At 74.1% G+C, this 15,178-nt stretch carries 15 protein-coding genes; 9 read left to right on the plus strand and 6 right to left on the minus strand.

Going from position 1 to position 15,178, the window contains the following annotated elements:
* Positions 1 to 4: 4 nt before the first annotated feature.
* Positions 5 to 724, minus strand: coding sequence for an ABC transporter permease (locus ACZ7G1_RS27200; protein WP_470879449.1), 720 nt, complete (start codon positions 722 to 724; stop codon positions 5 to 7).
* Positions 721 to 1,722, minus strand: a complete 1,002-nt coding sequence (locus ACZ7G1_RS27205) for an ABC transporter ATP-binding protein (protein WP_470879450.1) — start codon at positions 1,720 to 1,722, stop codon at positions 721 to 723. The genes ACZ7G1_RS27200 and ACZ7G1_RS27205 overlap by 4 nt, the downstream gene beginning before the upstream one ends.
* Before the next feature lie 299 nt (positions 1,723 to 2,021).
* On the opposite strand from ACZ7G1_RS27205, the gene ACZ7G1_RS27210 reads away from it, so the two are divergent.
* The 3 genes from ACZ7G1_RS27210 (at position 2,022) to ACZ7G1_RS27220 (ending at position 5,057) form a co-directional block, all read left to right on the plus strand.
* Positions 2,022 to 2,876, plus strand: a complete 855-nt coding sequence (locus ACZ7G1_RS27210) for a MaoC/PaaZ C-terminal domain-containing protein (protein ID WP_470879451.1) — start codon at positions 2,022 to 2,024, stop codon at positions 2,874 to 2,876.
* Between the two features lie 127 nt (positions 2,877 to 3,003).
* Positions 3,004 to 4,080 carry a Zn-dependent alcohol dehydrogenase gene (locus tag ACZ7G1_RS27215; RefSeq protein WP_470879452.1) on the plus strand — a complete coding sequence of 359 codons (1,077 nt, stop codon included), beginning with the start codon at positions 3,004 to 3,006 and terminating at the stop codon, positions 4,078 to 4,080.
* A 32-nt stretch (positions 4,081 to 4,112) separates the two neighbouring features.
* Positions 4,113 to 5,057, plus strand: a complete 945-nt coding sequence (locus tag ACZ7G1_RS27220) for a 3-oxoacyl-ACP reductase (RefSeq protein ID WP_470879453.1) — start codon at positions 4,113 to 4,115, stop codon at positions 5,055 to 5,057.
* Positions 5,058 to 5,357: 300 nt separating this feature from the next.
* On the opposite strand, the gene ACZ7G1_RS27225 is transcribed toward ACZ7G1_RS27220, so the two are convergent.
* Entirely contained in the window at positions 5,358 to 5,762 is a 405-nt protein-coding gene (locus ACZ7G1_RS27225) for a winged helix-turn-helix transcriptional regulator (protein ID WP_470879455.1), read from the minus strand.
* An 82-nt stretch (positions 5,763 to 5,844) separates the two neighbouring features.
* Here ACZ7G1_RS27225 and ACZ7G1_RS27230 point away from each other — a divergent pair, with 82 nt between their 5' ends.
* Positions 5,845 to 6,960 carry a Gfo/Idh/MocA family protein gene (locus ACZ7G1_RS27230; protein ID WP_470879457.1) on the plus strand — a complete coding sequence of 372 codons (1,116 nt, stop codon included), beginning with the start codon at positions 5,845 to 5,847 and terminating at the stop codon, positions 6,958 to 6,960.
* Between the two features lie 135 nt (positions 6,961 to 7,095).
* Here ACZ7G1_RS27230 and ACZ7G1_RS27235 read toward each other — a convergent pair whose 3' ends face one another.
* Positions 7,096 to 8,247, minus strand: coding sequence for a hypothetical protein (locus ACZ7G1_RS27235; RefSeq protein ID WP_470879458.1), 1,152 nt, complete (start codon positions 8,245 to 8,247; stop codon positions 7,096 to 7,098).
* Positions 8,248 to 8,546: 299 nt separating this feature from the next.
* Here ACZ7G1_RS27235 and ACZ7G1_RS27240 point away from each other — a divergent pair, with 299 nt between their 5' ends.
* Genes ACZ7G1_RS27240 through ACZ7G1_RS27260 form a run of 5 tightly spaced genes read left to right on the plus strand, consistent with a single transcriptional unit; the run spans position 8,547 to position 13,590 of the window.
* On the plus strand, positions 8,547 to 9,590 hold the full coding sequence (locus ACZ7G1_RS27240; RefSeq protein WP_470879460.1) for an ABC transporter substrate-binding protein: 1,044 nt from the start codon (positions 8,547 to 8,549) through the stop codon (positions 9,588 to 9,590).
* Positions 9,591 to 9,648: 58 nt separating this feature from the next.
* On the plus strand, positions 9,649 to 10,518 hold the full coding sequence (locus ACZ7G1_RS27245; protein ID WP_470879462.1) for a Nif3-like dinuclear metal center hexameric protein: 870 nt from the start codon (positions 9,649 to 9,651) through the stop codon (positions 10,516 to 10,518).
* Complete coding sequence (locus tag ACZ7G1_RS27250; protein ID WP_470879515.1) at positions 10,515 to 11,258, plus strand: zinc ribbon domain-containing protein; 744 nt, start codon at positions 10,515 to 10,517, stop codon at positions 11,256 to 11,258. The genes ACZ7G1_RS27245 and ACZ7G1_RS27250 overlap by 4 nt, the downstream gene beginning before the upstream one ends.
* Entirely contained in the window at positions 11,258 to 12,718 is a 1,461-nt protein-coding gene (locus ACZ7G1_RS27255; protein ID WP_470879463.1) for a bifunctional RNase H/acid phosphatase, read from the plus strand. Before ACZ7G1_RS27250 ends, ACZ7G1_RS27255 begins: the two co-directional genes overlap by 1 nt.
* A 59-nt stretch (positions 12,719 to 12,777) precedes the next feature.
* On the plus strand, positions 12,778 to 13,590 hold the full coding sequence (locus ACZ7G1_RS27260) for a GNAT family N-acetyltransferase (RefSeq protein WP_470879465.1): 813 nt from the start codon (positions 12,778 to 12,780) through the stop codon (positions 13,588 to 13,590).
* Here the strand turns inward: ACZ7G1_RS27260 and eda are convergent.
* Complete coding sequence (gene eda / locus ACZ7G1_RS27265) at positions 13,536 to 14,234, minus strand: bifunctional 4-hydroxy-2-oxoglutarate aldolase/2-dehydro-3-deoxy-phosphogluconate aldolase (RefSeq protein WP_470879516.1); 699 nt, start codon at positions 14,232 to 14,234, stop codon at positions 13,536 to 13,538. The two genes, ACZ7G1_RS27260 and eda, sit on opposite strands and share 55 nt — an antisense overlap.
* 81 nt (positions 14,235 to 14,315) lie before the next feature.
* A complete protein-coding gene (gene yaaA / locus ACZ7G1_RS27270; RefSeq protein ID WP_470879467.1) occupies positions 14,316 to 15,083 on the minus strand; it encodes a peroxide stress protein YaaA in 768 nt (255 codons plus the stop codon).
* Between the last annotated feature and the right edge of the window lie 95 nt (positions 15,084 to 15,178).

Below are 15,178 nucleotides of genomic sequence, written 5' to 3' on the forward strand. Positions count from 1 at the left end.
TTTCCTACACCGTCCTCGCCGAACGCCGGTACGAGACCGCCGCGTACGCCCCGAACAGTGCCGCCCACACCGCGGTGACCGCGAGGGCGGTCGCGGCGGGGGCCGTGCCGTCCGTCACCGCCACGCCCAGCTCGGCGAAACGGTTGGTGGGGGTGTACTCGGAGAGCGTGCGGAGCCAGTCGGGGAAGAGGGCGACGGGGAACCACAGCCCGCCGACGACCGCGAGCCCGAGGTTGCAGGCGACGTTGACGACCCCGGTGGTCTGGGCGGTGAGCCGGTAGCCGTTGCCGATGCCGAGCAGGGTGAAGGGGAGCGAGCCGAGCCACAGGGTGAGCGCCACCACGGGCCACTGCCAGGCGTCCATCCGCACCCCGTTGGCGAGCCCGCCCGCGAGCAGCACGCCGGCGATGGAGGGCAGGACGACGACCGACCCGGTCAGGGCCCGGCCCGTCACGACCTGGCGGGGCGTCATGGGGGTGATCCGCAACTGCCGCAGCCAGCCGGTGGACTTGTCCTCGGCGACCCCCGTGCCGACGGACAGCGCGGCGCCGAGCGCGCCGTACGCGGCCATGCCGACCATGGCCGCCGTCTTGTAGGCGCTGTCGTCCGCACCGAGGTTGGTGAACAGGAGGTACATCATCACCGGCACCCCGATCGTCGAGATCGTGAAGCCGGGGTCGCGCAGGGTCCGCCGCACTTCGAGGCGTACGTACGAGGTGATCATCGCGAGGTCTCCATGGTCTGGGAAGCGGGTACGGATGCGGGTACGGACACGGGGGCGGTCCCGGCCCCGGAGGTCCCGGCGGCCCCGGCGGCCTCGCCGGCCGCGCGGTGGGTCAGGGCGAGGAAGGCGTCGTTCAGGGAGACCGGCGCGACTTCGAGGGAACGGATCGCGTCCCGTTCGGCCAGGGCGCGGACGGTGGCGTCGGAGTCGGTGGTGCGCAGCCGCGCGCGGTCGCCGCGGATCTCGTAGGAGGTGACGCCGGGCAGCGGGCCGAGCCAGTCGGTGGGGCCGCCGGCCAGGTCGAAGGAGACGAGGGCGCCGCCGTTGGCCCGCTTGAGCTCATCGGCGGTGCCGTCGGCGAGGACGCGGCCCCGGTCGAGGACGACGATCCGGTCGGCGTACGCGTCGGCCTCCTCCAGGTAGTGGGTGGAGAACAGGACCGTGTTGCCGCGGCGGGCGTAGCCCCGCATGGAGTCCCAGAACTCCTGCCGGGCCTCGACGTCGAGGGCGGCGGTCGGCTCGTCGAGCACGATGAGCTCCGGGTTTCCCGCGAGGGCGACGGCGAAGCGGACGCGCTGCGTCTGGCCGCCGGAGAGCCGGTCGACGCGCCGGCCGGCGAGGTCGGTGAGTCCGGCGAGCGCCAGGGCCTCGGAGACGGGCAGCGGCGCGGGGTAGGTGCGGGCGACGAAGGCGACGAGCTCGCGCACGGTCACCCGGGGGACCGGCCGCCCCTCCTGCAGCATCGCGCCCACCCGGCCGGCGGAGACGGCCCGCTCCGGGGTGTCCCCGAACAGCGTGACGCGGCCGCTGTCGGGCTCGTCGAGGCCCAGGAGCAGGCTGATGGTCGTGGACTTGCCCGCGCCGTTGCGGCCGAGCAGGGCCACGGTCTCGCCCCGCCGCACGCTGAGGTCGAGGCCGTCGACGGCGCGGACCGCGCCGAACGTCTTGCTCGCGGCGCCGAACGCGACCGCCGGGTGGTGCGGGGTGTCTGTCGTCATGCCCACGACGCTACGAACCGGGGGCCGTTCTCCGGCAGGCGTGGATGTACGGACCCGCCCGTGACAAATGTCCCGGCCGGGCCGTGCGCCGGGCGGGCGCGGCAGGCCTGACGTACCGTCAGAAGGGTGGCGCGGGAAGGGTTCACAAGTCCTGGCGGCTGGGCTATACATGGGGTCCACCGACCTAGAACGCGTTCTAGAACGGGCGTGTTCGGGGACGGTCCCGCACGGCCTCGGTGCGACCGACGGTGCGGACGGTCGCGCCGAGGTCTTTCACCGCCACGAGGAGCAGCAGCCAGATGCCCATCGACCCCGCCAAGGCCGTCGCCGCCGAACCCCGCAGCGCCGAGATCTCCTGGGACCACAAGGACGTCCAGCTCTACCACCTCGGCCTCGGCGCGGGCGTGCCCGCGACCGACCCCGACGAGCTCCGCTACACCCTGGAGTCCAGGCTCCACGTCCTCCCCAGCTTCGCCACCGTCGCGGGCGCCGGCATGGGGGTCGTCGGCGGCCTCTCCGCCCCCGGCGTCGACATCGACCTGGCCGCCGTCCTGCACGGGGGCCAGTCGATCACCCTCCACCGGCCCGTGCCGACCGGCGGCCGGGCCGTCTCGACCTCACGCGTCGCCGCCGTCTACGACAAGGGCAAGGCCGCCGTCCTGGTGCTGCGTTCCGAGGCGGCCGACGACGAAGGACCGCTGTGGACGAGTGACGCCCAGATCTTCGTACGGGGCGAGGGCGGCTGGGGCGGCGACCGCGGGCCGTCGGAGCGCCTCGCGGTCCCGGAGCGGAGCCCCGACGCCGTCGCCGAGCGCCCGATCCGCGAGGAACAGGCCCTGCTCTACCGGCTGTCCGGCGACTGGAACCCGCTCCACGCCGACCCGGAGTTCGCCAAGCTCGCCGGCTTCGACCGGCCGATCCTGCACGGCCTGTGCTCGTACGGGATGACCCTCAAGGCCGTCGTCGACACCCTCCTCGACGGGGACGTCACCCGGGTCCGCGCCTACCGCACCCGCTTCGCCGGGATCGTCTTCCCCGGCGAGACCCTCCGGATCCGGATGTGGGCCGGTGAGGGCAGCGTCCAGGTGACGGTCACCGCCGTGGAACGCGACGACGCGCCCGTACTCGCCGACACCGTCGTCGAGCACTCCTGAGCCACCCGATCGGCCGGGCCCACCGATCCACCCGATCCGCCCGGCCCGCCCGGTCCACCCGGTCCGCCCCGGTCGACCCAGGTCCACCCGATCCACCCGACCGCACCAGCCCGATGGGAGCCGCACCATGCGCGCAGCCGTACTGCACGAGATCGGCCAGGACAAACTCGAAGTCCTCGACGACGTCGAGGCGGTGGGCTTCGGCCCCGGCAAGGTGCGGATCCGGGTCCGGGCCACGGGCCTCTGCCACTCCGACGTCTCCGCCATGAGCGGCATCCTGCCGCAGCCCGCCCCGTTCATCCCCGGCCACGAGGGCGCGGGGGAGATCCTCGACGTCGGCGACGGCGTCACCGGACTCACCCCCGGCCAGCGCGTCCTGCTCTGCTGGCTGCCGGCCTGCGGCACCTGTCCCGCCTGCAAGCGCGGCCAGACCCAGCTCTGCCTGGCCGGGTTCTTCAACGCCGGAGTCCCCAACTTCAAGCGCCCCGGCGGAGACGTCTTCGGCTTCGCGGGCACCGGCACCTTCACCGAGGAGGTCGTCGTCGCCGCGGGCTGCGCCGTGCCCATCCCGGACGACGTGCCCTTCGACATCGCCGCCCTCATCGGCTGCGGCGTGACGACCGGCCTCGGCGCCGCCATCAACACGGCCAAGGTGGAGGCCGGTTCCTCTGTCGCCGTCATCGGCTGCGGCGGCGTCGGCATCTCCGCCATCCAGGGCGCGAAGCTCCAGGGCGCCGCCCAGATCATCGCCGTCGACCCCGTCGAGTCCCGCCGCGAGGCCGCGCTGCGCTTCGGCGCCACCGAGGCGGTCGCCCCGGACGCGCTCGCCGACGCCAAGCAGCGGATCACCGGCGGCGAGGGCTTCGACTACGTCTTCGAGGTCGTCGGCAAGTCCGCCACCGCGCGCACCGCCTACGAGACGACCCGCCGCGGCGGCACCCTGTGCGTGGTCGGCGCCGGTGCCCTCGACGACTTCCTCCAGCTCAACATGTTCGAGCTGTTCTTCGACGAGAAGCGGATCCTGCCCTCGATGTACGGCGGCGGGGACGTGCTCACCTCGTACGAGCGGACCATCGCGCTCTGGCGGGCCGGCCGCATCGACCTGGAGTCGCTCATCACCCACCGGGTCCCGCTGGCGGGCATCAACGAGGCCATCGAGCAGATGCGGACCGGTGTCGCCCTCCGTACCTGCATCGAGATCTGATCCGATCCGAGCGTCTGAGAGGACCCCTTTCCATGTCACTCCCTCTTGAGGGGTTGAGCGCCGTCGTCACCGGCGCCGGGCGCGGTCTCGGCCGTGCCGAGGCGCTCGAACTGGCCAGGCTCGGCGCGGCCGTCGTCGTCAACGACTACGGGCAGGCCGGGCGCGACGGCTCGGGCGAGGCCTCCGCGGCGCCCGCCGAGGAGGTCGCCGCCGAGATCCGCGCGGCCGGCGGACGGGCGGTCGCGCACCTCGGTGACGTCTCCGACTTCGAGACGGCCCGGGGCCTGGTCGACCTGGCCGTGAGCGAGTTCGGGAAGCTGGACATCCTGGTCAACAACGCGGGCATCCTGCGCGACCGGATGGTCTTCTCGATGAGCGAGGACGAGTGGGACTCGGTGATACGGGTCCACCTCAAGGGCCACTTCAACACCACCCACTTCGCCGCGGTGCACTGGCGGGGCCGCTCCAAGGCGGGCGAGACCGGCGTCTACGGCCGGATCGTGAACACCTCGTCCGAGGCGTTCCTCGCCGGTTCCGCCGGACAGCCCAACTACGCGGCGGCCAAGGGCGGCATCGTCGGCCTCACGACCTCATCGGCGCTCGCGCTCTCCCGGTACGGGGTGACCGCCAACGCCATCTGCCCGCGGGCCCGTACCCGGATGACCGAGGACGTCTTCGCGGGCTTCGCCGAGCCGGCGGCCGAGGGCGAACTCGACCCGCTGTCCCCGGAGCACGTGGCACCGCTGGTCGGCTACCTCGCCTCCCCGGCGGCGGCAGGCGTCAACGGCCAGCTGCTCGTCGTGCACGGCGGGATGGTCGCGGTCGTGGACCGGCCGAAGGTGTCGGCGAAGTTCGACACGGCCAAGGAGGCGTTCACGTACGAGGAACTCGACGCCGTACTGACTCCGCACTACGCGTCCCGCCCGGCGGGCGAGACCTTCGCGGCGGGGGAGGTGCTCGGCCTGAAGAAGGGCTGAGACGGGGGCCGGGGGAAGGTGGGGAACGGTGAAGGGCCCCGGGGAGACCCGGGGCCCTTCACGGTGTCGCGTCGACGTGTCCGGTCACCGCGCGTCGGGTTCCCGGCGGTGGCGGCCGTGCGGCGAGGACGCGGAGTCCTCCGACGACGACGCCTCACCGCGGTGCCTACCGGAGCCGTTCGGCTCCTGCCCCTCCGTGCTTGCCTCCGACATGCTGGAACTCACCCCGTATGAATCGGTCGTTCGGCCTTGCTGTGCGACGCATGATTCTAGTGATGTGGATCCAGTGATGCGGACCCGTCACGTCCTGTCGTACGCCTCGCGGGCCCGGTCGATCGCCTCGGCGTGCCGCTCGGCCCAGCCGGCGAGGGCGACCAGGGAGTCGTACAGCTCACGCGCCATCGGGGTCGCCGTGTACTCGACCTTCGGCGGGATCGTCGGGTGGACGGTGCGGGTCAGCAGGCCGTCGCGCTCCAGGTTGCGCAGCGTCAGGGTCAACATGCGGCGGCTGATTCCCTTGACCTGCCGCTCCAGTTCGGTGAAGCGGGCCGGGCCCCGCGTCGTGACCAGCAGGATGGCGATGCTCCACTTCCCGCTGACCCTGCCGAGGACGTCGAGCACCGCGCAGGCGTCCGCGGCGGCGGGATTCTCGCACTCCCGCACCGCGCCGACCTGGACGGTCACATCGGTGTTCCCCTGGGACATGAATGTGCCTCCTTCCGCTCCGGCCCTTGCTCGCGGACCATGATCCATGTCACCGGAGAAGAGCGGACCAGGGGGAGTCGTCGTGGCGGACAGGATTCGGGTGGGAGTGATCGGGGCGCACGCCGAGCGCGGCTGGGGGCGGGCCATCCACCTGCCCGCCCTCGCCGCCTCGCGGGACGACTACGAGATCACCGCGGTCGCCGGCAGGAGCCTGGAAGCGGCCCGCGCGGCGGCCGGGGTGTGGGGCGCGCGGCACGTCTTCGACGACGCGCGGGAGCTGATGGCGCACCCCGAGGTCGACCTGGTCACCCTCGCCGTCCAACTCCCCGAGCGGGACGGACTGGTGGAGGCCGCGATCGCGGCCGGCAAGCACGTGTACAGCGAATGGCCGCTGGCACTCGACGCGGAGACCGCCGAGCGGTTCCGTACCAGCGCCGAGGCGGCCGGGGTCCGGCACGCGGTCGGGCTGCAGTCCCGCCACCACCCGATGGTGCGGTACCTGCGCGACCTGCTCGCCGACGGCGCGGTCGGCGAGGTGCTCTCCACCTCGCTCACCTACTCGATCGCGTCCGCCGAGGTCTGGTCGCAGCGGTACGCCCACCTGTTCGACAAGACCAAGGGCGTCGACCACGTGGCGGTCGTCGGCGGCCATTCCCTCGACATGTACGAGTCGATCGTGGGCCGTTTCACCGAGGTGTCCGCGAGCCTGACGACCCGGATCAGGACGGTGACCCTCCAGGAGACGGGCGAGGAGATCGAGGTGACCTCGCCGGACCAGATCGTGGTGGCGGGTCTGCTGGAATCGGGGGCGGCGGCCTCCGCGCACTTCATGACGGGCGGACCGCGGGGCGAGGGCTTCCGCGTCGAGGTGCACGGGCGGGCCGGCCGGCTCGTGCTGCGCTCCACCGACGACTCGCTGGTCGGCCCCGAGTTCGTCCTCACCCGCGCGGACGCCAACGGGGCCCCCGTCGAGACGCTCGCGTTGCCCGAGCGCTACCTCCTCGACCCCACCGCCCCGGCCGGGGCCCCGACCGCGGGGCCGGTGGGGAACGTGCGGCGGGTGTACGCGGACCTGGCGCGGGCGATCCGCACGGGCGACTCCGCCGGGCCCGACTTCGGCACGGCGGTCCACAACCACCGCCTGCTCGACGCGATCAGGCGCTCCGCCGCGACGGGCCGCCGGCAGTCGCTGGGCTGAGCGCCCGGCCCCTCGGGGGTGTCTTGTCGATCAGGCCGGGCTCGCGACGGCCTGATCGGCAAGTCACCCCCCCCCAGCACCGGCGGCGGGGCCGGAACGTCCGTCCGGGGACGGCGGTTCCGGCGGAGGCACGGCTCAGCCGCCGGGTCGACGGTCCGTCAGCGGTGCCTGCTGCAAGGGCACCGGGCGGCAGACGCGGGGTTCCTCGGCGGCGATGACGACCGGCTCCGGGCCGGGGTCCGGCGGGGGTTCGACGGAGGCGAGACCGCAGGGCACCTCGGCCGTCGCGTACGGGAGCCGCAGCAGGCCCCCGGCCGTCCACAGGCCGGCGCCGGCCAGCCAGCCCGCGGGGGCGGCCAGTTGCCCCAGCCGGCGGGACGAGGGCTGCCAGGTGCCGACCCAGCTGCCGCCGGCCGCGTCGATCCGGAGGGCGACCGCGCAGCTCTCCGGCATCAGGACCTGGCCCGGCTGGACCGCGAACGGCGTCAGCGCCGCGTCGTCGAGCCGCAGGCACTCCGGGAACCGCACCGGCAGCAGGCTGCCGAGGACTCCCCAGCCGAGCCGGTCGTGGCCCGGGGACGGCGCGTCGGAGCGGATCAGGAGCAGCCCGCTGTCGGGGTCCGCGAGGAGCAGCCGGTCGTCGCTCTCCTCGGTGATCTGGAGCAGCGGGGTCACCTCGCCGCCCCGCTCCAGGTCGACGGCGACGGCCTTCACCGGACCGTCGTCGAGCCGCCGGTCGAGGGCGAGCATCCGGCCCGCCCGGTCCAGCCACACCCCGCCCGTGCAGCGGCCCTTCACCTCGGCGACCTGCTCGGGGCCGAAGGCGCCGCCCGCCACCAGCCACAGCGTGGTGGTGTCGGGGCCGACGCACATCGCGTAGGCGCGGACGCCGTCGGGCGCGGGCGGCAGGAGCACGAGGTGCTCGGAGCCGGGGGCCTCCACCGCGCCGAGCTGGAGCTCGCCGGTGGCGGGGCCGGTGGGGTAGAGCAGCGAGAAGGTGTTGCGGCGGCCGTCCACCCGGCGGGCCACGAGGACCCGGCCGTCGGCGAGGGGCAGCACCCGGGTGCCCGGTTCCTCCGGCTGGGCGAGGGGGAGCGGCACGGCGTACGGCTCCGGGCCGTCGAGGGTCCACCGCTCCACGTACAGGGCGCTGCCGGCGCCCGCGAGCCTGGCCGCGTACGCGCCGTTCGCCGTGATCGTGAACCCGGTCGGCCACCCGGCGTCCGTGTCGCGGTCCGTGTCGTGGTCGTCGTCCTCGGCCGCGGTCTCGATGGCACACGCTGTCATCGACTCGTCACCTCCGGCCACGAAGCTAGTTTTCGCACTTCCAGCCGAACAACACGAGCCGGGTCACTTCACACATAAGGGTGGTCGTGCGGGGGTTCGGCTGAGGGGCGGGGGGCGGTTGTGCTGGAGTGGCCCGTGGTGAGTAAGGTAAGGCGAACCTAAGCGGAGGTTCTCCCTCCGCCAGGACGCCCAGTCCCCGGCGGATCCCCCTCCGCCAGGACGCCCAGTCCCCGGCGGGACGCCCCCGTCCCGCCAGGACACCCGGTCCCCGCCAGGACGACCCGTACAGGAGCCTTCTCATGTCCCTCCGCCGCCGCGGCACCGCCGCCGCCGTCGCCCTCGCCGCCGCGCTCTCGCTCGCGGCCTGCGGAGGAGGCGACGACAACGCCGGTACGAGCTCCGCATCCGCCAAGCCGGACGCGGCGAAGAAGAAGGACGTCGCCACCGGCGGCAAGGACTTCGGCGACGCCGCCGCGAAGACCGCGGCCATGGGCACCGACGCCAAGCCGGGCCAGTTCCCGCGCACCCTCACCCACGCCCTCGGCAAGACCGAGCTCAAGGCCGCCCCCAAGCGGGTCGTCGTCCTCGACGTCGGCGAGCTCGACAACGTCGTCTCCCTCGGCATCAAGCCCGTCGGCTACGCCCCCTCCGAGGGCGACGACGGCATCCCCGGCTACCTCGCCAAGGACGCCGGCACCCCGAAGTCCATCGGCACCATCAACAACCTCAACCTGGAGGCCATCGCCAACCTCCAGCCCGACCTCATCCTCGGCAGCCAGCTCCGCGCCGCCGACAAGTACGACGAGCTGTCGAAGATCGCGCCGACCGTGTTCTCCATCCGTCCGGGCTTCACCTGGAAGGAGAACTACCTCCTCAACGCCGCCGCGCTCGACAAGACCGCCGAGGCGAAGGCGAAGCTCGCCGCCTACGAGACCAAGGCCGAGCAGCTCGGCAAGGACATCGGCCCGGACAAGCCGACCATCTCCATGGTCCGCTACCTCCCGGGCAAGATCCGGCTGTACGCCAAGGCCTCCTTCATCGGCACGATCCTGGAGGACACCGGCCTGCCCCGGCCGAAGAACCAGCAGGTGAACGAGCTCGCGGCCGAGATCAGCCCCGAGAAGATCGACGAGGCCGACGCCGACTGGATCTTCACCGGCGTGTACGGCGACGCCAAGGCCACCAAGAAGGACGCCGCCCAGGGCAACCCGCTCTGGAAGAACCTCAAGGCCGTCAAGTCCGGCCAGGCCAAGGACGTCCCGGACGAGACCTGGTACCTCGGCCTCGGCGTGACCGCGGCGAACAGCGTCCTCGACGACCTGCGCGCCGACCTGGTCAAGTAGCGCGGGGTCGTCCACAGGCCAGGACGACGGGGCGCGGGAGCCAGGTAGCCTTTCCTCCGTGCCCCGTCTGTCTGAAGTCATCGCCGAGCTCGACGCCCTCTGGCCACCAGAGCGAGCCGAATCCTGGGACGCCGTCGGCACCGTCTGCGGCGACCCCGACGCCGAGATCGGCCGCGTGCTCTTCGCCGTCGACCCGGTCCAGGAGATCGCCGACGAGGCGATCGCCCTCGGCGCCGACCTGATCGTCACCCACCACCCGCTCTACCTGCGCGGGACGACGACGGTCGCCGCCGGCCACTTCAAGGGCCGCGTCGTGCACAGCCTGATCAAGCACGACATCGCCCTCCACGTCGCGCACACCAACGCCGACACCGCCGAGCCCGGCGTCTCCGACGCCCTCGCCGGCGCGCTCGACCTCCGCGTCACCGGGCCCCTCGTGCCCGAGAACAACCTGGGCCGGATCTGCGAGCTCGACCACCCCGAGACCCTCGCCGAGTTCGCCGCCCGCGCCGCCAAGCGGCTGCCCGCCACCGCGCAGGGCATCCGGGTCGCCGGCGACCCCGACATGATCCTGCGCCGGGTCGCCGTCAGCGGCGGCTCGGGCGACAGCCTCTTCGGCGCCGTACGAGCCGCAGGCGTGGACGCCTTCCTCACCTCCGACCTCCGCCACCACCCGGTCTCCGAGGCCACCCAGCAGGCCCCGATCGGCCTGATCGACGCCGCCCACTGGGCGACCGAATGGCCCTGGTGCGAACAGGCCGCCGCCCAGCTCGACGAGATTTCCGACCGCCACGGCTGGGACCTCCGCGTCCACGTCTCGAAGACGGTCACCGACCCCTGGTCCGCCCACCTCGTCCCCGCCGTCGCCCTTCCGGAGAGCGCTTCGCGCGCCCCTTCCGACTACACCTCCCCTGGAGCCCCCAACTGAACGCCGCGCCCGCCGACCAGATCCGCCTTCTCGACGTCCAGGCCCTGGACGTGCGACTCCAGCAGCTCGCCCACAAGCGCCGCTCGCTGCCCGAGCACGCCGAGATCGAGTCGCTGACCAAGGACCTCACCCAGCTGCGCGACCTGCTCGTCGCCGCGCAGACCGAGGAGAGCGACTGCGCCCGCGAGCAGACCAAGGCCGAGCAGGACGTCGACCAGGTCCGCCAGCGCGCCGCCCGCGACCAGCAGCGGCTCGACTCCGGCGCCGTCTCCTCCCCGAAGGACCTGGAGAACCTCCAGCGCGAGATCGTCTCCCTCGCCAAGCGCCAGGGCGACCTGGAGGAGATCGTGCTCGAGGTCATGGAGCGCCGCGAGTCCCTCCAGGAGCGCGTCACCGAGCTCACCGAGCGGGTCTCCGCCGTGCAGGCCAAGGTCGACGACGCCACCGCGCGCCGCGACGCCGCCCAGGCCGAGCTGGACGCCGAGTCCGCGACCGTCGGCAAGGAGCGCGAGCTCGTCGCCGGCGCCATCCCCGAGGACCTGCTCAAGCTGTACGACCGCCTGCGCGAGAAGCAGGGCGGCGTCGGCGCGGCCCGGCTCCAGCAGCGCCGCTGCGAGGGCTGCCGCCTGGAGCTCGACATCACCGAGGTGAACGAGATCCGCGCCGCCGCGCCCGACAAGGTCGTCCGCTGCGAGAACTGCAGCCGCATCCTCGTCCGCACCTCGGAGTCCGGTCTGTAATGACGTCTTCTGCGTCTTCGCGTGAGCTGATCGTCGAGGCGGACGGAGGTTCCCGGGGCAACCCGGGGCCCGCCGGGTACGGTGCCGTGGTCCTCGACCCGGTCACCGGCGAGACGCTCGCGGAGGCGGCCGAGTACATCGGCGTGGCGACGAACAACGTCGCCGAGTACAAAGGCCTGGTCGCGGGCCTCAAGGCGGCCCGGGAGCTGTTCCCGGACGCCACGATCCACGTCCGCATGGACTCCAAGCTGGTCGTCGAGCAGATGTCCGGCCGCTGGAAGATCAAGCACCCGGACATGAAGCCGCTCGCGGCCGAGGCCGGTCGCGTCTTCCCGGCCGGCCGGGTCCGCTACGAGTGGATCCCCCGCGAGCGCAACAAGCACGCCGACCGCCTCGCCAACGAGGCCATGGACGCCGGCAAGCACGGCCGCCAGTGGTCGCCCTCCGCCTCGACCGCCGGCCTCGACGCCTCCGCCGCCCGCAACGCCGCGACCCCGCCGCCCGCCGGCCCGCCCGGCGACGCCACGGCCGGCGCCGCCCGCGCCCGAGCGGCCCTCGCGGGCCCGTCGGCGGGCACCACGGCGGCCACCTCGGCCCCTTCCGCCACGGGGTCCGGCGCCTGGCCGGGCGCCACATCGCGCCCGACCGCGCCGGACGACGGCCACGACGACGGCCTCTTCGCCGCCGACGAGGCCGTCGCCTCCTCGGTGGCCTCCGGCGACTTCGAGGCCGCGGCGGCTGCCCTGACCCACCAGGGCCACGAGGCCCCGCCGAGCGCCGCCGCGCCCGCGCGGGCCGCAGCCCCCCGCCAGGGCTGGGCCGGGCCCGACATGGGCGCGCCGGCGACGTTCGTGCTGCTGCGGCACGGGGAGACCGCGCTGACGCCGGAGAAGCGGTTCTCGGGGAGCGGAGGAAGCGACCCCGAGCTGTCGGCGGCCGGGCTGCGGCAGGCCGAGGCGGTCGCCGAGGCGCTGGCCGCGCGCGGCACGATCCAGGAGATCGTCACCTCGCCGCTCACCCGCTGCCGGCAGACCGCCGCCGCCGTGGCCGCACGGCTCGGGCTGGACGTGCGCGTCGAGCAGGGGCTGCGGGAGACGGACTTCGGCGCCTGGGAGGGGCTGACGTTCGGAGAGGTGCGGGAGAAGTACGCGGCGGACCTCGACGCCTGGCTGGGGTCGGCGAAGGCGGCGCCGACCGGCGGGGGCGAGAGCTTCGCGACCGTGGCGCGGCGGGTCGCGGCGACCCGGGACCGGCTGGCGGCGGAGTACGCGGGACGGACCGTCCTCCTCGTCACCCACGTCACGCCGATCAAGACCCTGGTGCGGCTCGCGCTGGGCGCCCCGCCGGAGTCGCTGTTCCGGATGGAGCTCTCGGCGGCGTCGATCTCCGCCGTGGCCTACTACGCCGACGGCAACGCGTCCGTACGGCTCCTCAACGACACCTCCCACCTGCGGGGCTGAGCCGCCGGGCGCGGACAAACGGGTGGCGCGGGGCCCCGGCCCCGTACCACCATCCCGTCATGACCTGGCATCTCACCGAGGACCCCGCCGAGTTCCGGGCCGCCGCCGCGCGGCACCTGGCCGCCGAGCCCGCGCGCAACACCGCCGTGCTGACCCTGATGGACCGGGCGGAACGGCTCGGCTGGTGGGCGGAGCCGGACGGCCGGGTCACCGGCGTCCTCGCGTACACGCCGGCCGCGGGCATCGACCTCGGCGCGACCACCGAGGAGGCGGCCCGCGCCCTGCCCCTCGCCCTGCCCGCCGGGGAGCGGCCGGCGACGGTGCGCGGCGAGACGGCGGCGGTGGAGGCGTACGCGAAGGCGAGCGGGCGGCCGTGGGCCGTCACCGGGCGGATGCGGCTCTTCCGGCTCGGCGAGCCGATCCCGCCTGACCCGGCGCCGGGCGGGCGGGGCAGGGTCGCGACCGAGGCGGACGTGCCGCTCGTCGCCGGGTGGACGAAGGAGTTCGCGGCGGCGATCGGGGACGAGCCCGCCGAGGACTACACGGGCTTCGTCACCGAGCGGATCACCGAGGGGCGGCTGCACCTCTGGGAGGCGCCCGACGGGCGGCCGGTCTCGATGGCGGCCGTCTCCCGGACGATCGGGGGCCAGGCCCGCGTCCACCTCGTCTACACTCCGCCCGCCGAGCGCCGACTGGGCTACGCGGCCGGGGCCACCGCCGCCGTCACCCGGGCCGCGGTCGACGCCGGCACCGCGCAGGTGCTCCTCTTCACCGACCTGGCCAACCCCACCAGCAACGCCCTCTACCAGCGCCTCGGCTACCGCCCGGTGACCGACCACGTCGGCGTCCGGTTCGAACCTGCGACCGTGTGATCGCGCGGACCTCGCGGGGCGCTGGGGGCGCCCAGCGCCGCCGCCCCGCGCGCGAGGGTCTCCACGCGGGCCCAGTCGCGGGCGGCGAGGGCGTCGGGCGGGAGCATCCACGTACCGCCGACGCAGCCGACGTTCGGCAGGGAGAGGTAGGCGGGGGCGGAGGCGAGGGAGATGCCGCCGGTGGGGCAGAAGCGGGCCTGGGGGAGCGGGCCCGCCAGGGACGTGAGGTACGGCACTCCGCCCGCGGCCTCGGCCGGGAAGAACTTCATGTCCCGCACGCCGTGCTCCAGGAGGGCCACGACCTCCGAGGCCGTCGAGACGCCCGGCAGGAACGGTACGCCCGACTCCCGCATCGCCCCGAGCAGCCGCTCGGTCCACCCGGGGCTCACCAGGAACCGCGCTCCCGCGCCCACCGCGTCCGCGACCCCGGCCGCCGAGACGACCGTGCCCGCGCCGACGACCGCCTCCGGCACCTCGGCCGCGATGGCCCGCACGGCGTCGAGCGCGGCCGGCGTCCGCAGCGTGACCTCGATCAGCGGCAGCCCGCCCGCCACCAGGGCGCGTGCGAGCGGCACGGCGTCGGCGGCGTCCTCGATCACGACGACGGGGACGACGGGGGCTTCAAGGGCGAACACGCTCGTCATGGGCCTCATGCGTCTCATCCTGTCCAGGACGAGCAGAACCCGCAACGAGCGTTGCGCAGGATGCAACGAGAGCGGGCGGCCTCAGTGGATCTCGTCCACCAGGACGTCGAGCGCCCCCGCCTTCGCACCGGCCTCCACCACGTACCCCAGATCCCGCAGCGCCTCCGTCAGCTCCGCCGGCGAACCGGGCTCGGCGCCCGCCTCCAGGAGGCTGCGGACGATCCGGCCCTTGGTCGCCTTGTTGAAGTGACTGACGACCTTGCGGGTCGGCGCGTGCAGCACGCGCACGGTGGCCGTCCGGGCCGCGACCTCGCCCTTGGGCTTCCAGGCCGAGGCGTACGCCGAGGAGCGCAGGTCGAGGACGAGGCCGTCACCGGCGGCCTCGGGCAGGACGGACGCCATCGCGCCCCGCCAGTGCGCGCCCAGCGCGCCGAGGCCGGGCAGCTTGACGCCCATCGAGCAGCGGTAGGAGGGGATGCGGTCGGTGACCTTCACCGCGCCCCACAGACCCGAGAACACCAGCAGGGAACGGCCGGCCCGGCGCGCCGCCGGCGCGTCCAGGGTCGCCAGACCCAGGGCGTCGTAGAGGACGCCGGTGTAGATCTCGCCGGCCGGCCGCGCGCCGGCCGTCCGCAGCTCGACGTTCTTGGCGACCTCGCCGCGCAGGCCCTCGCTGAGGCCGAGGACCTCGCGGGCCTTCTCCTCGTCGGCGGCGCACAGGTCGACCAGCTCGTCCAGGACGGCCGCGCGCGCCCCGGCGAGCCCCGGCAGGGACAGCGACTCCGGCTTGAGCGGCGCCCCGCGCCCCGAGGAGGCCTTGCCTTCGGAGGGCGGCAACAGCACGAGCACGGTGGTTCTCCTTCGTCCGTACGGGGTGGGGGTGCGGCCCCGGCCGTCCAGCCTACGAGGTGCCGGGCCCCGCCCGTGCCCCCCGCTCCCCCGAC

This window comes from Streptomyces sp. NPDC037273, from assembly GCF_055603625.1.